Annotated in this window: 10 protein-coding genes; all 10 read right to left on the bottom strand. The window is 63.9% G+C overall.

Features of this window, described 5'->3' with window-relative positions; translation table 11 throughout:
* Positions 1 to 23: 23 nt before the first annotated feature.
* The 10 genes from DCO48_RS09645 to DCO48_RS09600 all read right to left on the bottom strand — a co-directional run bounded on the left by DCO48_RS09645 (position 24) and on the right by DCO48_RS09600 (position 16,789).
* The gene (locus DCO48_RS09645; protein ID WP_116550373.1) at positions 24 to 1,595 is read right to left on the bottom strand and encodes a flagellar hook-associated protein 3; all 1,572 of its coding nucleotides are present in this window, start codon (positions 1,593 to 1,595) and stop codon (positions 24 to 26) included.
* Positions 1,596 to 1,608: 13 nt separating this feature from the next.
* Positions 1,609 to 3,663, bottom strand: a complete 2,055-nt coding sequence (gene flgK, locus DCO48_RS09640) for a flagellar hook-associated protein FlgK (RefSeq protein WP_116550372.1) — start codon at positions 3,661 to 3,663, stop codon at positions 1,609 to 1,611.
* 10 nt (positions 3,664 to 3,673) lie between these two features.
* A complete protein-coding gene (flgJ, locus tag DCO48_RS09635) occupies positions 3,674 to 4,876 on the bottom strand; it encodes a flagellar assembly peptidoglycan hydrolase FlgJ (protein ID WP_116550371.1) in 1,203 nt (400 codons plus the stop codon).
* 10 nt (positions 4,877 to 4,886) lie between these two features.
* Complete coding sequence (locus DCO48_RS09630) at positions 4,887 to 5,996, bottom strand: flagellar basal body P-ring protein FlgI (protein ID WP_116550370.1); 1,110 nt, start codon at positions 5,994 to 5,996, stop codon at positions 4,887 to 4,889.
* 12 nt (positions 5,997 to 6,008) lie between these two features.
* A complete protein-coding gene (gene flgH, locus DCO48_RS09625) occupies positions 6,009 to 6,704 on the bottom strand; it encodes a flagellar basal body L-ring protein FlgH (RefSeq protein WP_116550369.1) in 696 nt (231 codons plus the stop codon).
* Between the two features lie 54 nt (positions 6,705 to 6,758).
* Positions 6,759 to 7,544, bottom strand: coding sequence for a flagellar basal-body rod protein FlgG (flgG, locus tag DCO48_RS09620; protein WP_116550368.1), 786 nt, complete (start codon positions 7,542 to 7,544; stop codon positions 6,759 to 6,761).
* A 45-nt stretch (positions 7,545 to 7,589) separates the two neighbouring features.
* Positions 7,590 to 8,330: a flagellar basal body rod protein FlgF gene (locus DCO48_RS09615; protein ID WP_116550367.1), complete on the bottom strand. Its 741-nt coding sequence runs from the start codon at positions 8,328 to 8,330 to the stop codon at positions 7,590 to 7,592.
* Positions 8,331 to 8,596: 266 nt separating this feature from the next.
* The gene (locus DCO48_RS09610) at positions 8,597 to 13,678 is read right to left on the bottom strand and encodes an S-layer family protein (RefSeq protein ID WP_116550366.1); all 5,082 of its coding nucleotides are present in this window, start codon (positions 13,676 to 13,678) and stop codon (positions 8,597 to 8,599) included.
* 67 nt (positions 13,679 to 13,745) lie between these two features.
* A complete protein-coding gene (locus DCO48_RS09605) occupies positions 13,746 to 15,059 on the bottom strand; it encodes an HlyD family type I secretion periplasmic adaptor subunit (protein ID WP_116550365.1) in 1,314 nt (437 codons plus the stop codon).
* Positions 15,056 to 16,789 (bottom strand): type I secretion system permease/ATPase, encoded by a 1,734-nt coding sequence (locus DCO48_RS09600; protein WP_116550364.1) that lies wholly within the window; start codon positions 16,787 to 16,789, stop codon positions 15,056 to 15,058. The genes DCO48_RS09605 and DCO48_RS09600 overlap by 4 nt, the downstream gene beginning before the upstream one ends.
* Positions 16,790 to 16,944 lie beyond the last annotated feature (155 nt).

Below are 16,944 nucleotides of genomic sequence, written 5' to 3'. Positions count from 1 at the left end.
GGCGGCAACGGCGCGAAGGGCCATCAGAGGCGGTTGAACAGGCTAAGCTGACTGACCTTGCTGAAGGTCAGTTGCGAGGCCTGCAGCATGGCTTGCTGCAGGGTCAGGCGCACGGCCACTTCGGCCGGGTCCGAATCCCTGATCGAGGCGGCGGTGTTGGCGTTGGCGATGCCCAGGCTTTCGTTGGTCGCCTCCTGCACTTCCAGCGCCTTGCCGCGCGCACCGATCGAGGTGACGGTGGTGCCGACCTGTTTCATGCCACTGGAAATGTTGGCGATGGCCGAATCCAGGTCCGCGCGCAACTGCTGCTGCGCCGCCTCGCTACCATCGATCGGCCGCTCCAGCGCTTTGCGCAGTTGCGCAATGGTGTCCAGCGGGTTCTGGGTCTGATGCTTGTTGACCTGCACCGCGAACTGATCGCCGTCGGTTGGCAGCGGCGGGTTGCTGAAGGTGAACTCGACGCCAGCGGCCGTGATGGTCGAACCGCTGAGCGCACCAGTGGCCACTGGACGGCTGTCGGCGGTCATCGGCTGCGCATACAGCTCATAGTTGCCGCCGGTAGTGAACTTGACCACCGCACCACCGCCCGGGAACATCGCGTTGTACTTGCCAGCGTCAGTCACGGTAGCCCCGGTAACCTGCGACAGCGAGGTATTGCCTGGGCTGCGGCTGCCGCTGATGGTGTCCGGCTTGCTCTCCAGCTTGAAGCTGTACTGGTTGATGGTGGTGACGTCGTCGCCTTCCTTGCGGTTGATGTTCAGCCGCAGGTCGACGCCACGGAAGGTCACCATCGAGCCACCCGCGGTGTTCGGGTTGAACGTGCCGTTGCCGGTCGCCTCGCTGGTGCGATCGTTACCGTCCTTGTCGACGATCTTGAACTGGGTGTCGCTGACCATCTGCACGGTGTACGGCTCGCCGCTGCGGAAACGGTCGTTGTAATTGACGCTCTCCGAGACCTGGCCGTTGGACAGGTTGACCATGCCGGTGTCCGGGGTTGGCCCGCTGATCTGCGAGGTTTGCGAACGGCTGGTGTTCAAGGCCTGCTGGAAGGCGCTGAAGCCGCTGTCGTTGCTGGCCATGGTGAGCATGTCGCCGACCTGCAGTTGCAGCGTGGTCTGGTCGCCCTGGTAGCTGAACGAGCCATCGCTGTTACGCACGAACGGCTGGGTGTCGCTCTTGGAACCGGCAAACATGTACTGACCGCTTTCGTCGCGGCTGTTCATCAGGCTCAGCAGCTGCTCTTCGAGCTGGCCCAGCTCGGTGGCGTTGGCCTTGCGCTCGGCGTCGGTATAGCCGGCGTTGCCTGCACCCAGCGCCAGTTCGTTAACCCGCTGCAATACGTTGTTGATCGCGTTGAGCACCGACTCGGATTGCCCCAGGGCGTTCTTGACGGTGTTGGCATTGGTCTTGAACTGGGCCAGCATCGAGCTTTGCTGGTCGAGCTGCAACAGCCGCGCGGCACCGACCGGGTCGTCGGCGGCGGTGCGCACGCGCACATAGTCGGTGGCTTCTTCACTGGTCTTGACCAGGTTGCTGTAGTTGCGCTGGTAGCTGGCAGCGCTGGACTCGTAATACTGGGAAGTGGAAATACGCACGGTCTACGTCTCCTTAAAGCGCGCTGATCAGCGTGTTGAATGTGTCCTGGGCCGCCTTGATGATCTGCGACGAGGCCGTGTAGTACTGCTGATACTTGACCAGGTTGCCGGCCTCTTCGTCCAGCTGTACGCCCGACAGCGAGTCACGGGCACCCTTGGCCTGACTAAGAATGGCGCCGGTGGCCTGGCCATCCATCTGGCTCTGCTTGGTCTTGGCACCCACACCTTCGACCAGCTTGCCGTAGGCATCGGTAAGGCTCAGACCCTTGGTGGTGCCGACATCGACGGTCTGCTTGGTCTGCAGTTCGATGGTCGACAGCGCGTTACGGTTATCCATCGAGCCCGCGCCGGTCATGGCCACGGTGAAACTGTCGTTCTGCTTCGGCGCGCCGTTGACTTCCATGCTGAAGCTGAAGGTTTTCTGCACCCCGGCAGCGTCCTCGATCGGCGCCCCCGAGGCATCGACCATCGGCACGTTGATCTGCAGCTTGTTCGCCTGACCCGGCAGGAAGCTGCCAGTGCCGATCGAAGTACCCTTGGAATCGAACACTTCATAGGTTTGCGGGGTGACGGTTTCGTCGCCGAACACCAGGCGCACCGGGGTCGAGTACTTGATACCGGTTTGCAGTTCCAGACGCTGGGCCGGGTCGGCGATGTCGAACACCGAGGCGAGGTCGGGTTGCTTGATGATGCCAGTGCCGGTGTTGCTGCCACCCGTGGTGGCCTGCAGCGGTGCCGCCAGCGCCAGGCGCTTGGCGTCGGTCATGACCGTGTCGATGTCGCCGGCACCATTGCGGGTAGGGGTGATCTTGAAGCTGTCGCCGGCCTTTGGCGTACCGCCGTTGACACTGAGGCTGAAGCCGTCGATGACCGGCGGCGGACTCTGCGCCGGGTCGAAGGTGCCCATGTCGGTGCCGTCCGGCTGTTTCTTGACGTTGTAACGCAAGCCGCTCGGCGTGTTGATGTAGGTGACCTGGTAGTCGCTGGTGGTCAGCTTGCTGGTGTCGTTGATGGTCACATTGAGGTTGCCCGAGGCCGGGTCGTTGCCGGCCTTGGCAATGCTGCGCCCGGCCATGGCCGCGGCGCTGTTGATGTCGCTGAACAGCGCGGCGCCGAACTCGCCGTTCTTGTCGATGCCCTGGGCCAGCTGCGAGTTGATGCGCTCGGCCAGCACCATGGCGACCCGGCCCAGCTCGTTCATCGCCGGGTTGAGGGTTTCGCTGCGATAACGCAGCAGGCCGCCCATCTCACCGCCGGTGATGGAACTGGTGACGTCCATCGAGGTGATGCCGTTGTTGATCTTGACCGAGAACTGCGTCGGATCGGTCGGGCTCGGCGCGGTTTCCAGCTTGCCCAGGCTGTTGCCCAGCACCAGCGGCTGACCGTTCTTCAGGTAGATATCGATGCTGCCTTCGCGCTCGACAGCGTTCACCCCGACCAGTTCGTTGAGCTGGCGCACGGTTTCGTTGCGCTGGTCGAGCAGGTCGTTCGGCGCGCCGTTGACCACGCCGACCTTGGCGATCTGCTCGTTGTACTGGGCAATGGTCGCGGTCAGCTTGTTGACCTGCTCGGCCATCGCCGTGAGGTTGCCGTTAAGGTTGTTGTTCTGTTCCTTGAACTGCGACTGCAGGCTGTTGAAGCGGTTGCTCAGGGCTTCGGCGCTGCTCAGCAGCAATTGCCGGCCGGCGTCGTCGGTCGGCTTGGACGCCGCCCCTTGCATGGCCGAGAAGAAACTCTTCAGGGCGCCGGCGATGCCGGTGTTGGCATCGGAGAGCAATTCGTTGGTTGGCGTGATCTGCTTGAGGTACGCAGCCGAGTCGCTGTTGAGCGAGGTACTGGTGTTGAGCTGCGCATCGAGGAAAGCGTTGTATACCCGGCGCACATCGGCCAGCGTGGTGCCGGTGCCGATGAACACATTGCCGCTGCGGATCGAACCCGCGGTGGTTTGCACGTTCTGCTGGCGCGAGTAGCCGGCAACGTCAGCGTTGGCAATGTTGTTACCCGTGGTATGCAGACCGGACGAAGCGGCTCCCAGCCCCGACATCCCGATATTGATCAAACTCGCCATGGTTTACACCTTATAGTTTCGAAGTACTTGGGAGAGCCGCATAGCTCTCGTATGACTTCATCTGTTTTGCGATCTGAGAGATCTTGCTGGCGTAGTCCGGATCCGTCGCATAACCCGCCTTTTGTAGTTCACGCACGAACTGTTCTGGCTTATCGGCCGCTTTTACCGCTTCTTGATACCTTGAATTGTTCTGCAGCAGGCTGACCAGGTCATGGAAACTGTCCTGGTAGGAATCGTAGGAACGGAACGCCGCCGTTTCCTTGACGAACTGGCCATTGCGGAACTCGCTGGTGATCGCCCGCGCCTCCCCACCCTGCCAGTTGCCGGTGGCCTTGATGCCGAACAGGTTATGGCTGCTGCTGCCGTCGGCCTGACGCATCACCGACTTGCCCCAGCCGGTTTCCAGCGCGGCCTGGGCTACCAGGTAGCGTGGGTCGACACCGATGCGCTTGGCAGCCTGTTCGGCCATCGGCAGCATGGTAGCGACGAACTCGTCGCTGGAACCGAAGGCTTTCTTCGCCGGCGCCAGCGGCGGCTGGGCCACGGCACGGCCGTAAATGCGCATGCTGCCTGGCGCGGCAAAGGCCTGCGCCGGCTGCCAGTCGCCCTTTTGCGCGGCGTCGGTGATGGCCGTGGTGCGTTGCGGCAGCACTGCAGTGTTGGTGGTGGCGGCCTGCGCACCCGCCGTCGGCACGATCCCGGCCAGCAGGCGGTCGGTGAGCTTGCCCGGCAAGTTCAGGCGCCGCGAATTGAGTGCCGCCATGTCGTTGCGGGTGCTGGCGGTGCCGACCTCGCTGCGCACCGGCTCGGCGACCTTGGTCGCCCACAGTGCGCGCTGCTGCACATCAACCCGCGGGAACGGGCTGGTGTTCGGCACGGCACTGGCCTTCTGCTTGGACAACTGGCGCATCAGCACGTCTTGCAGGCCGATACCGCCACCCTCGCGGGACATGCTCACCGCCAGCTGCTGGTCGTACATCTGCTGGTATTGCTTGGTGGTCTCGGTATTGAGCGGGTTGTCCTTGGCCAGCACATCGCTGGCCGAACGCATCGACTTGAGCATTTCGTTGAGGAACAGCGACTCGAACTCCTGCGCCACCTTGCGCAGGTTGGCGTCGCTGTCCTTGTCGCCGACCTTCAGCGAGTTGAGCCGGTTGAGGTCGGTGTAGGCACCGCTGTCGGCCGCGTTGAAGCTGCTTTTAGGCATATCCATGGCCAGTGCCTCAGATCACGATCAGGTCGGCTTGCAAGGCGCCGGCCTGCTTGAGTGCTTCGAGAATCGCCATCAGGTCGCCGGGGGCTGCGCCCACCTGGTTGACGGCACGTACGATCTCGTCGAGCGTAGTGCCCGGACCGAACTTGAACATCGGCTTGGCTTCCTGCTCGGCGTTGACCCGCGAACGCGGCACCACGGCCGTCTCGCCATTGGAGAACGGCCCAGGCTGGCTGACGATCGGGTCTTCGGTAATGGTCACGGTCAGGCTGCCGTGGGTAACCGCCGCCGGCGATACCTTGACGTTCTGGCCGATGACGATGGTGCCGGTACGCGAGTTGATGATGACCTTGGCCACCGCCTGACCCGGATCGATTTCCAGGTTTTCCAGAATCGACAGGTAGTCGACCCGCTGACTTGGATCGAGCGGTGCAGTCACCCGCACGGAGCCGCCATCGACCGCCTGGGCAACGCCCGGGCCGAGCAGCTCATTGACCTTGTCGACCACCCGCTTGGCGGTGGTGAAGTCGGGGCGGTTGAGGTTCAAGGTCAGGCTGTTGCCCTGGTTGAAACCGCTCGGCACCGCGCGCTCTACCGAGGCGCCGCCAGGAATGCGACCGGCCGACGGGACATTGACGGTGATCTTCGAACCGTCGCGCCCCTCGGCGTCGAAGCCGCCGACCACCAGGTTGCCCTGGGCGATGGCGTAGACGTTGCCGTCGATACCCTTGAGCGGGGTCATCAACAGGCTACCGCCGCGCAGGCTTTTCGAGTTGCCGATGGACGAGACGGTCACGTCGACCACCTGCCCCGGCTTGGCGAACGGCGGCAGGTCGGCATGAATCGACACCGCTGCGACGTTCTTCAGTTGCACGTTGCCCGAACCCGGCGGCACCTTGATGCCGAACTGCGAGAGCATGTTATTGAAGGTCTGCAGGGTGAACGGGGTCTGGGTGGTCTGGTCACCCGTACCGTTGAGCCCCACCACCAGGCCGTAGCCGATCAGCTGGTTATTACGCACGCCGGAAATGCTGGCGATGTCCTTGAGCCGCTCGGCGTGGGCACCAAAGGCGGCGGAGATCAGGAGCGCGGCGGCAATCAGCTGCTTGAAGTTGAACATGGGCATCCGAACCTAGAAAGGCCAAAGCGGGCTGATGAAGAAGCGGTCCAGCCAACCGGGCTGGCTGGCATCGGCGAACGAGCCGGTCCCCGAATAGGTGATGCGCGCATCGGCGACGCGGGTCGACGGCACGGTGTTGTCCGTGGCGATGTCGTCGGCGCGAACCATGCCGGCAATCCGCACCAGCTCGTCGCCAGTGTTGAGGGTCATCCATTTTTCGCCGCGCACGGCGATGATGCCGTTAGGCAGAACGTCGGCCACGGTAACCGTGATCGAACCGGTCAGGGTGTTGCCCTGGGCCGCCTTGCTGTCGCCCTTGGTGGCGCGATCGCCTTCGTAGCCGGCACTGAGGCTGAGGTCGTTGCTGCCGATCGGGTTGTTGGTGACCATGCTCGAGCCGAACAGCGAGGTCAGGCCGATATCGGCCTTGCTGTTCTTGGCGATCTGCGAGTTGGCGTTCTTGCTCGCCTGGGTCCGCTCGTTCAGGGTGATGGTGATGATGTCACCGACCCGGAAAGCCTTGCGGTCGCTGTACAGGTTCTGTTCGAAACCGGCCTGGTAGATCGAGCCATTGTTGGCCGCCGCCGGCAACGGGGTACGCGGCAATACTGGCGCGTAGTACGGGTCGTTGGGCTTGGGCGTCGGCGCGACGCAACCCGCCAGCAACACCACCCCACCCAGGGCGAATACGGATAACAAACGGCTCATGACTCTGACCTCACGGTGTAACAGGCGCTGCAACAGCGACCTCGAAGACTTCACTTACAGGTTCTGGGTAACGAACGAGAGCATCTGGTCGGCGGTGGAAATCACCTTGGAGTTCATCTCGTAGGCACGCTGGGTGGTGATCATGTTGACCAGTTCTTCCACGGTGCTGACGTTGGAGTTTTCCAGGGTCTGCTGGGCGATGGGGCCGAAGCCGTTGAGGCCTGGGGTACCGATTTGCGGCGCGCCGCTGGCGGCGGTTTCCAGGAACAGGTTGCCACCCATGGCCTGCAGGCCGGCCGGGTTGATGAAGTCGGCGGTCTGGATGTTGCCGATGATCTGCGCGGCCGGGTTGCCGGCGGTGGTGATCGACACGGTGCCGTCCTGGCCGACGGTGAAGGTTTGTGCGTCTGGCGGCACCACAACGGCCGGCTCCAGGGCAAAGCCGTTGGCGGTGACCACCTGGCCGTCGGAGTTCAGGTGGAAGGTGCCGTCACGGGTATAGGAAACGGTGCCATCCGGCTGCAGGATCTGGAAGAAGCCACGCCCGTTGACCGCCATGTCCAGCGGGTTTTCGGTGGTCTGCAGGCTGCCGGTGCTGAAGTTTTTCTGGGTACCGACAATACGCACACCGGTACCGACCTGCAGGCCCGACGGCAGTTCGCTGTCCTGGGTCGACTGGGCACCCGGCTGACGCTTGATCTGGTACAGCAGGTCCTGGAATTCGGCGCGATCACGCTTGAAGCCAGTGGTCGAGACGTTGGCCAGGTTGTTGGAAATGGTGGTCAGGTTGGTGTCCTGGGCGGACAGGCCGGTTTTACTGACCCAGAGAGCCGGAAGCATGCTGTTCTCCTCGCGCGCCTGTTTTACGGCGCTACGTGTATGTGATTAGCCGATTTGCAAAACACGCGCCATGGCTTCGTCGCCTTCCTTGGCCGTGGTCATCATCTTGATGTGCAGTTCGAATTGCCGGGACAAGGCCAGCACCGAGGTCATCTCTTCGACGGCATTGACGTTGCTCGCCTCAAGGAAGCCCGAGACCACCTTGACGTTGGCATCGGCGACTGCCGGCTGCCCGTCTTTGGTGTGGATCATGCCGTCCAGGCCTTTGGTCATGGTCTTCAGGTCCGGGTTGACCAGCTTGATCCGGTCGACCTCGGCCATCACCCGCGGGCCTTCGCCCATGGCGCGGATGCTGATGGTGCCGTCATCGCCGATTTCGACCTTCTGCTCGGGCGGCACGGCAATCGGGCCACCGTTGCCCATCACCGGCATGCCGTTGCCGGCGCGCAGCACGCCGAGAGCGTCGATGTTCAGGCTGGCGGTGCGCACGTAGGCCTCACTGCCGTCCGGGGCCTGCACGGCAATGAAGCCGTCGCCGCCGATGGCGACATCGAGGTCGCGGCCGGTTTCCTGCAACGCGCCAGGGCTGAAATCGGTCGCCGGGCGCTCGGTCATCGCATAGGCGCGCGCCGGAAAGCTGTCACCGAACACCGGCATCGAGCGGGCCTGTTCCAGGTCACGCTGAAAACCGCTGGTGGAAATGTTCGCCAGGTTGTTGGCATGGGCCTTTTGCGCCAGCGCGTTCTGGCTGGCGCCGGTCATGGCCACGTAAAGCATCTTGTCCACTGTCATCCTCCGCTGCGCTGGCGAACACTTGCCGTCCGCCGCTGCTCTGGGCTGGCTGTAGCAATTTTCGAACCAAGTGTTGTCGGGCGCGACGAAGTGCCGTGTTTGCGGGGCTTTGTCGGAAGAGGCGGCGAATGCCGGGGGACAGGAAGACAATTTTTCGGCGGCAAACTGCCGCTGGCGGCAAATTTTCGCCTCGGCACTGAAGCTATCGCGGGACGAGTCGGGTCGCGATGGGGCCAGCAACGCTGGCCCCTGGTGTTGCATCAACTGATGGTGAAGGTATCACCGTTGTTGGTCTGGAACTGCTCGATGGTGTTCGAGCCGGCATACCAGTTGGCCAACATCACCCCACTGTCGAGCTGGCCAATGTTCCAGTTCAGCTTGGAGAAGATGTAGGCGTCGTTGCCGTCGCGATGCAGGTACACATCGTTGGCGGTCTGGATGTTCTTCAGCACCACCACGTCCTGGCCATTGTCGGTACCGCTGTCCTGGATCAGCACCATGGTCTTCGACAAGACGTTGTAGGTGTCGCCATGCTGACCACCGTCCGCGCCACCGCTGCCCATCAGGGTCAAGGTGTCCCAACCCGAACCGCCATACAGCTCGTAGCCCTTGCCGGTGCCGACCAGGTTGTCGTTGCCCAGGTCGCCATACGCCTTGCCGGCGGCCGTGCTGACGAAATCGTTGCCGGCATCGCCATGCAGGATCGAACCGCTATCGAAGCGGGTGCCACCAACGATCGAGTCGTCGCCATCGCCACCGTTGATGATGTCGCTCTGGATTACCCCGTTCTCGGCCCGCGCATACGCCCCGAAGACCTTCTCGGAGATACCGTCGCCGTAGAGGTTATCGTTGCCGGTACCGCCGTTGATGATGTCGTTGCCCTCGCCACCATAGATGCTGCTGCCGAAGTTCAGCGCGGTCAGCACGTCGTCATAGGCCGAACCGGCCACGCCCTCGATGCTGATCAGCACATCGCCGTCGGCGTCGCCGCCGCTGGCCGTCGCGGTCTGCAGGTTGACCTGCACGCCGGTGTGGTTGTTGATGTACCAGACCGCATCCCTGACCCCGCCACCGCCATTGATAGTGTCGGCACCGGCGCCACCGATGAAGTTCTCGTCCTTGTTACTGCCGACGAACGTGTCGTTGAAGGCTGTGCCTTCAAAGGTTTCGATGTTGGCGTAGGTGTCGCCGGCCGCGATGCCAACGATTGCCGGCTTGCTCATATCCAGCAGAATGCCCGTGGTTTCGCCGGCAAAGCTGACCGCGTCGACCCCAAAGCTACCGTCGAAATTGTCGGCGCCAGCGGTGCCAATGAACAGGTCACCGTCATTCGAGCCGATCACCTTCTCGATGCTGTGATAGACGTCGCCAACGGCCGCGCCACCATGCACACCGGTCTGCATGTTGATGAGCACCGACGTCGTGTCGGTATAAGAGGCCGTGTCGATGCCATCGCCACCGAAGAACTGGTCGGCACCCGCGCCACCGAGGAAGGTATCGTTGCCGACGCCTCCGATGATGATGTTGTCGCCGCTGTTGCCGTAGCCGGTGAAGTTCGCACTGCCGACATAAGTCAGGCGCTCGACTTCGTTGGCCAGCTTGAAGTTGCTGTTATTGGTGCGCACCTCATCGTCGCCGCCACCGGCCAGCTCGATGATCTGCGTGTTCGGCCAGGTGACCACATAGACATCGTTGCCCGCACCACCTTCGATGGCGGTGATGTTGGAGTGGGCGATGTTGAAGGTGTCGTTCTGCGCCGTGCCGATCAGCCGCTCGAAGTTGACGAAGGTATCGCCTTCGGCATCGCCGCCGGCGCCAACCCCCTTGGCGTCGGTGCCGACGGTCAAGGTCACCGCCTCTGCCGACCCCGAGTAATCCAGGGTGTCGGTGGCCGTGCCGCCATCGAAGTTGTGCGCGGTGGCGTCGCTGATGAACAGGTCGTCGCGACCGGTACCGACGAAGCGCTCGATACTGTCGAAGGTGTCGCCGGCGGCGATGCCGCCATGCACACCGGTCTTGAAGTTCAGGGTGATCGCGGCGTAGCTGGAGTCCCAGTAGGACACCAGGTCGTCGCCAGCCCCCCCGAAGAACTGGTCGGCACCCGCGCCACCGGACAACTGGTCGTTGCCGTTGCCGCCAACGATGATGTTATCCAGGGCGTTGCCATAGCCGATGAAGAAACTATTGCCAACATAGGTCATGCGCTCGACGCCATCGGCCAGGCGCAACTGGGTCAGTGTGGTCCGCACCTCGTCGACACCACCGTTCTGCGCCTCGACCACCACCGAACCGGCATGGTTGATGAAGTAGACGTCGTCGCCGGCGCCGCCTTCGAGGCGATAGGCGGTGGACGCCGAGGTGAAGGTGTCGCCCAGCGCGCTGCCGATCACCCGCTCGAATTGCGAGAAGGTATCGCCCTGGGCATCGCCGCCGCTACCGGTGGCCACGCCGGCGGCGTCGACGGTGATGTTCACCGCCTCGGCCGAGGTCGAGTAGTCCATGGTGTCGGTACCGGCGTTGCCGTAGAAGGTGTGCGCGGTGGCATCGCTGACGAAGGTGTCGTCGCTGCCAGAACCGACGAACAGCTCGATGCTGTCGAAGCTGTCGCCGGCAGCGATGCCGCCATGCACGCCAGTCTTGAAGTTCAGGGTCACGCCCTGGTTACCGGTGGCATCGAAGTACGACACCGTATCCAGGCCATTGCCACCGTAGAAACGGTCGCCGCCGGCCCCGCCATACAGGGTGTCGTTGCCGTTGCCGGCGGTGATGATGTTGTCGCTGGCATTGCCATAGGCCAGGAAGGTCGACGTGCCGGTGTAGGTCAGGCGTTCGACGTTGTCGGCCAAGCGATAACCGCCCAGCGCGGTGCGCACTTCGTCGTCGCCACCGCCTGCGGCCTCCACCACCAGCGAGCCGGTGTTGTTGATCACATAGACGTCGTCGCCGGCACCGCCCTGCAGGCGATAGCCGGTGGCACTGGAAACGAAGGTGTCGTTGAAGGCCGTACCGTTGACCTGCTCGAACAGGCTGAAGGTATCGCCTTCGGCATCGCCACCCCGGCCGCTGCCGGCACCGCTAGCGTCGATGGTGATGGTGACCGCGTCGGCCGAGGCCGAGTAGTCCAGCGTGTCGGCACCCGCGCCGCCGTTGAACTGATGCGCGGTGCCATCGCTGACGAAGGTATCGGCCAAGCCGGAACCGACGAACTGCTCGATGCTGTCGAAGGTATCGCCGGCGGCGATCCCACCGTGCACGCCGGTCTTGAAGTTCAGCGTCACGCCGGCAGCGCCAGAGTCGATGTAGGTGACGGTATCGTTACCGGCACCGCCGATGAACTGGTCGCCGCCAGCACCACCAGACAGGGTGTCGTTGCCGGCGCCGCCAGTGATGATGTTGTCGGAACGGTTGCCGACGCCATAGAAGTTGCCGTTGCCAACGTAGGTCAGGCGCTCGACGTCGGCCGACAGCGAATAGCTGGCCAGCGCCGTGCGCACTTCGTCGTTACCACCCATGGCCGATTCGATGACCTGGCTGTTGGCGTGGTTGATCACGTAGACGTCGTCGCCGTTGCCACCCTGCAGTTTGAAGGTCGTGGCCGAGGACACGAAGGTGTCGTCGAAGGCGCTGCCGATGACCCGCTCGAACTGGCTGAAGCTGTCGCCTTCGGCGTCGCCGCCAGTGCCGAGACCATTACCGGTGCTGTCGAGGCTGATGCTCACCGCCTGGGCCGAGGCGCTGTAGTCCAGGGTGTCCTGGCCGGCGCCGCCGATGAAGCTGTGGGCAGTGGCGTCGCTGACGAAGGTGTCGTCGTAGTTCGAGCCCATGAAGCGCTCGATGCTGTCGAAGCTGTCGCCGCCGGCAATGCCGGTGTGCACGCCGGTCTTGAAGTTCAGGGTGACCGCGCCGCTGCTGCTGTCGCCGTAGGACACGGTGTCGAGGCCGGCGCCGCCGAAGAACTGATCGCTGCCCCCACCGCCGAGCAAGGTATCGTTACCGTCGCCACCGCTGATGACGTTGTTGCTGGCGTTGCCGTAGCCGACGAAGTTGCCGGTACCGCTGAAGGTCAGTTTTTCCACTTCGGCCGACAGCGAGTAGCTGGCCAGCGCGGTGCGCACTTCATCGATGCCGCCACCCGCGCTTTCGATGACCTGCGAGCCGGCGTTGTTGATGATGTACACATCGTCGCCAGCACCACCCTGCAGCTTGAAGGTCGTCGCCGAGGACACGAAGGTGTCGTTGAAGGCACTGCCGATGACCTTCTCGAACTGGCTGAAGCTGTCGCCCTCGGCATCGCCGCCCGCGCCGCTACCGTTACCGCTAGCATCAAGGCTCACCTGCACGGCCGCTGCCGAGCCGGTGTAGTCCAGGCTGTCCTGGCCGGCGCCACCGATGAAGGTGTGGGCGCTGGCATCGCTGACGAAGGTGTCGTCGTAGTTGGAGCCGCTGAAGCGCTCAATGCTGTTGAAGGTGTCGCCGGCGGCGATCCCGCCGTGCTGGCCGGTCTTGAAGTTCAGGCTGATCGGGCCGCTGCTGGTATCGACGAAGGAGACGGTGTCGATGCCCGCACCACCGAAGAACTGGTCGGAGCCGGCGCCACCGAGAAGGATGTCGTTGCCGTCGCCGCCGCTGATGATGTTATTGCCGCTGTTGCCATAGCCCGTGAAGTTGCCAGTGCCGGTGAAGGTCAGTTTTTCCACTTCGGCTGCCAGCGTGTAGGTGTTCAGGCCGGTGCGCACTTCGTCGCTGCCGCCACCGACCGCTTCCACCACCTGCACACCAGCGTGGTTGACGATGTACACGTCGTCACCGGCGCCGCCCTGCAGGCGGTAGCCGCTGTTGGACGAGACAAAGGTATCGTTGAACGCGCTGCCGACGAACTTCTCGACCAGCGAGAAGCTGTCGCCCTGAGCATCGCCACCCGCACCGACGCCGGCGCCGGTGGCGTCGAAGGTCAGGTTGATGGCCTGGGCCGAGGTCGAATAGTCCAGGGTGTCGGTACCGGCACCGCCGACAAAGGTCTGGGCGCTGGCATCGCTGACGAAGGTATCGTCGTAGTTCGAACCAACGAAGCGCTCGATGCTGTCGAAGGTATCGCCCGCAGCGATACCGCTGTGCACGCCAGTCTTGAAGTTCAGGGTAATCGCCCCGGCACTGGTATCGGCATAGCTGGCCGTGTCGGTGCCGGCACCGCCCATGTGCTTGTCCGCGCCAGCCCCACCGTAGAGCACGTCGTCGCCGGCGCCGCCGTCGAGCACATCGTTGCCGCCCTTACCGTAGATCTGATCGCCTTCCGCGGTACCGACCAGATTGTCGGCACCTTCAGTTCCTTGAATAACCGCCATCGCTACTTCCTTTATTGCATCGTTGTTGAACAATCCTGTCCGTCACCCGGCTCCTGCGTGCGGGTGCTCAGCCTTCCCTGAAGGCACGTTGGGCGTGATCGCCGACCGGCTTGAGCAGGTACGACAGCACTGTGCGCTGGCCAGTCTGGATCATCGACTCGACCGGCATGCCCGGCAGCAGTGTCAGGCCCGACAGACGGCTCAGCTCGCCCGGGTTGATCTTGATGCCGGCGCGGTAGGAACCCTGCCCGGTCTGCGGATCGACCACCAGGTCGGCGGACAGCCGCGCGACGCTGCCGGCCAGTTCCGGGGTGGTACTGCGGTTGAAGGCGCTCAGGCGCAGCAGCACCGGCTGGCCGAGCATGATCTGGTCGATGTCCTGAGGATCGATGCGCGCCTCCACCAGCAGGTCTTCGTCCAGCGGCACGATCTGCATCAACGGCTCGGCCGGGGAAATCACCCCGCCCACGGTGTGCACCATCAATTGCTGTACGCGGCCCTTGCTCGGCGCACTGATGTCGATGCGCTTGAGCTGGTCATTGGCGGCGATCTCGCGTTCCACCAACTCGCCTTGCTGGGCCAGCAGGTCGCGCAGCTCAAGCGACACCTGTTCGCGGAACTTCTGGTCGACCTGCAACAGTTCCAGCTGGGTTTCGGCGATGCGCGCCCGCGCCTCGGCAATCGAGGCGACCAGTTGGCCACGCTCGCCGCGCAGCCGGGCGATGCCACGGGCCAGCGCGTTGACCCGGTCGATGGTCATCATGCCTTTGTCGAGCAAGGTTTTTACTGCGGTATATTCCTGCTCGATCAGGGCGATCTCCTCGGACTTGGTCCGCTGCTGCAGGTCATGGCCAGCAATGGTCTGTTTCAACTGCTCGATGCGCTCGCGCAGCTGCTTTTTCTGCCCTTCGCGCGATTGCTGGCGGTCAATGAACAACTGCCGCTCGCTGGCCATCACCGCCTGTGCTGGCTGCTCGCCCAGGCGTGTCAGCAGCACGGCCGGGGCCACCACTTGCGCAAGGTTGTCGCGCTCGGCCTCCAGCCGTGCCTGACGCGCCAGCGACTGCTCCAGTGCCTTGCTGACAATCGACTGGCTAGCCTGCTGCAGGGTCGCATCGAGGCGCAGCAGAACTTGCCCAGCCTCGACTTCCTGACCTTCGCGCACCAGCAGTTCGGCGACCACGCCACCGCTCGGGTGCTGCACCTTGCGCGTGCTGTTTTCCACCGCAACCACGCCGTTGGCGATCACCGCGCCGGACAGGTCGGTGGCCGCCGCCCACCAGAAGGCGCCACCGAGGGAAACCGCCAGCGCCAGCGCCCCCAGGCGCAAATGGCCGCTGAGCGAGGTCAACAGGCCTGCATCGGTATCCGGACGATTCATTGCGCAGCTCCTGCGGCGTTGATGGGGGCAACCCTGGCCAGCGGCGCCGGCCGCGCCAGCACGCTTTCTTTCGGCCCGAACGCGGCTTGCAGGCCTTGATCCAGCACCAGCACCTGATCCAGCACCGACAGAATCCCGGTGCGATGGGCAATCACCACCACCACGCCCCCACGCGCCTTGACCGCCAGGATGGCCTGGGCCAGGGCGCGTTCGCCCTCGGTGTCGAGGTTGGCGTTCGGCTCGTCGAGCACCACCAGGAACGGTTCGCCATACAGCGCCCGCGCCAAGGCAATGCGCTGGCGCTGGCCGGCCGACAGGTTGACGCCGCCCTCACCCACTGGCGTGTCGTAGCCTTGCGGCAATTGCAGGATCAACTCGTGCACCCCGGCTTGTCGCGCAGCGGCGATGATCGCCGCGTCGTCCGCCGCTGGGTCGAGCCGACCGATGTTCTGCGCCACGCTGGCGTTGAACAGGTCGACACTTTGCGGCAGGTAGCCGATCAGTCGGCCGCGGGCCTGTTCGTCCCACAGCGCCAGCGACGCGCCGTCGAGCCGCACCAGCCCGCGCGCCGGCTGCCAGGCGCCAACCAGCACCCGCGCCAGGGTGGACTTGCCTGAAGCGCTTGGCCCGACCACACCCAGCGCGGTACCGGCGGCCAGGTGGAAATTGATGTTCTGCAGGGTCAGGCGCGGCAGGCCCGGCGGCGAGGCAAACAGCCCCTCAACCTTGAGCTGCTGGTGGGCCGACGGCAGTTCGGTTTTAGCCGCTTGCGCCGGGAACAGCTCGAACACTGCGCGCAACTGCGCCCAGGCCAGTCGCGCCGAGACCAGGCTGCGCCAGGTACCGATGATCTGTTCGGCCGGCGCCAGGGTCCGGGCGACGATGATCGAAGCGGCAACGATGGTGCCGCCGCTCAACTCGCCGCGAATCACCAGGTAGGCACCCAGGCCGAGCGAGGCCGACTGGATCAGGTAGCGCAGGGCCTTGGTGATACCGCCGTAGAAGCTGCCGACGTCGCCGGCCTGGCGCTGCAGGGTGGTGAAGCGCGCGTGGTGCTGCTGCCACAATGCCGCCGCCCGCCCCCCCATGCCCATGGCCGCGAGCGACTCGGCGCTGGCATGGGTCTGCTGGCCGAGCTGGTTACGCGCGCTGAGCGCCTGAGCGCTGTCCTGCATCAGCTGGCGGGTCTTGCGGTCGGTGAGCAGGGTCAGGCCGACCATCACCAGGATCATGCCCAGGGTCAGCCAACCGAGTTGTGGGTGGATGTAGAAGCACACGGCCAGGTATACCGGCATCCATGGCAGGTCGAAGAAGGCGATCAAACCGGGGCCGGCAATGAAGGTGCGGATCTGATCGAGTTCCTGGGCGGGCTTTAGCGGGTCACCCGAGACCGGAATTTTCAGCGGAGCGCCGGCGATCACCTGGTACACCCGGGTCGACAACGCGGCATCCAGCGCGGCGGCGATACGCGCCATGACCCGCGAGCGAATGATGTCGATGAAACCGAATACGGCGTACACGCCAAGCACCAGCAGGCTTAGCGCCACCAGGGTGGGCACACTGCGGCTGGGGATCACCCGGTCGTAGACTTCGAGCATGAACAGGGGGCCGACCAGCGCCAGCAGGTTGATCACGCCACTGAACACTGCCGCACCTAGCAAACCTTTGCGCAAGGCCACAGCCAACTGCGCCGCGAGCACCGGAGTGCGGGCGCTATTCGCCTGTTTCATGTGAATGCTTTCCTTAGAAAAACGTCGACTTCCGTGTACCCGCAAGCACCAGGACGGGCTTGCGGAAAATGCTCTCGGATGGAGATTACAGACGTACGCAGCCTGCCCGAAAAGCGCGCCAATAATGGCGCAACGGCATTGTCTGTACAAGAGTG

This window comes from Pseudomonas sp. SDI, from assembly GCF_003105155.1.
GTDB lineage: Bacteria > Pseudomonadota > Gammaproteobacteria > Pseudomonadales > Pseudomonadaceae > Aquipseudomonas.
Note: the sequence above shows the minus strand (reverse complement) of the source record. Positions and strands in the feature narration are given on the sequence as shown.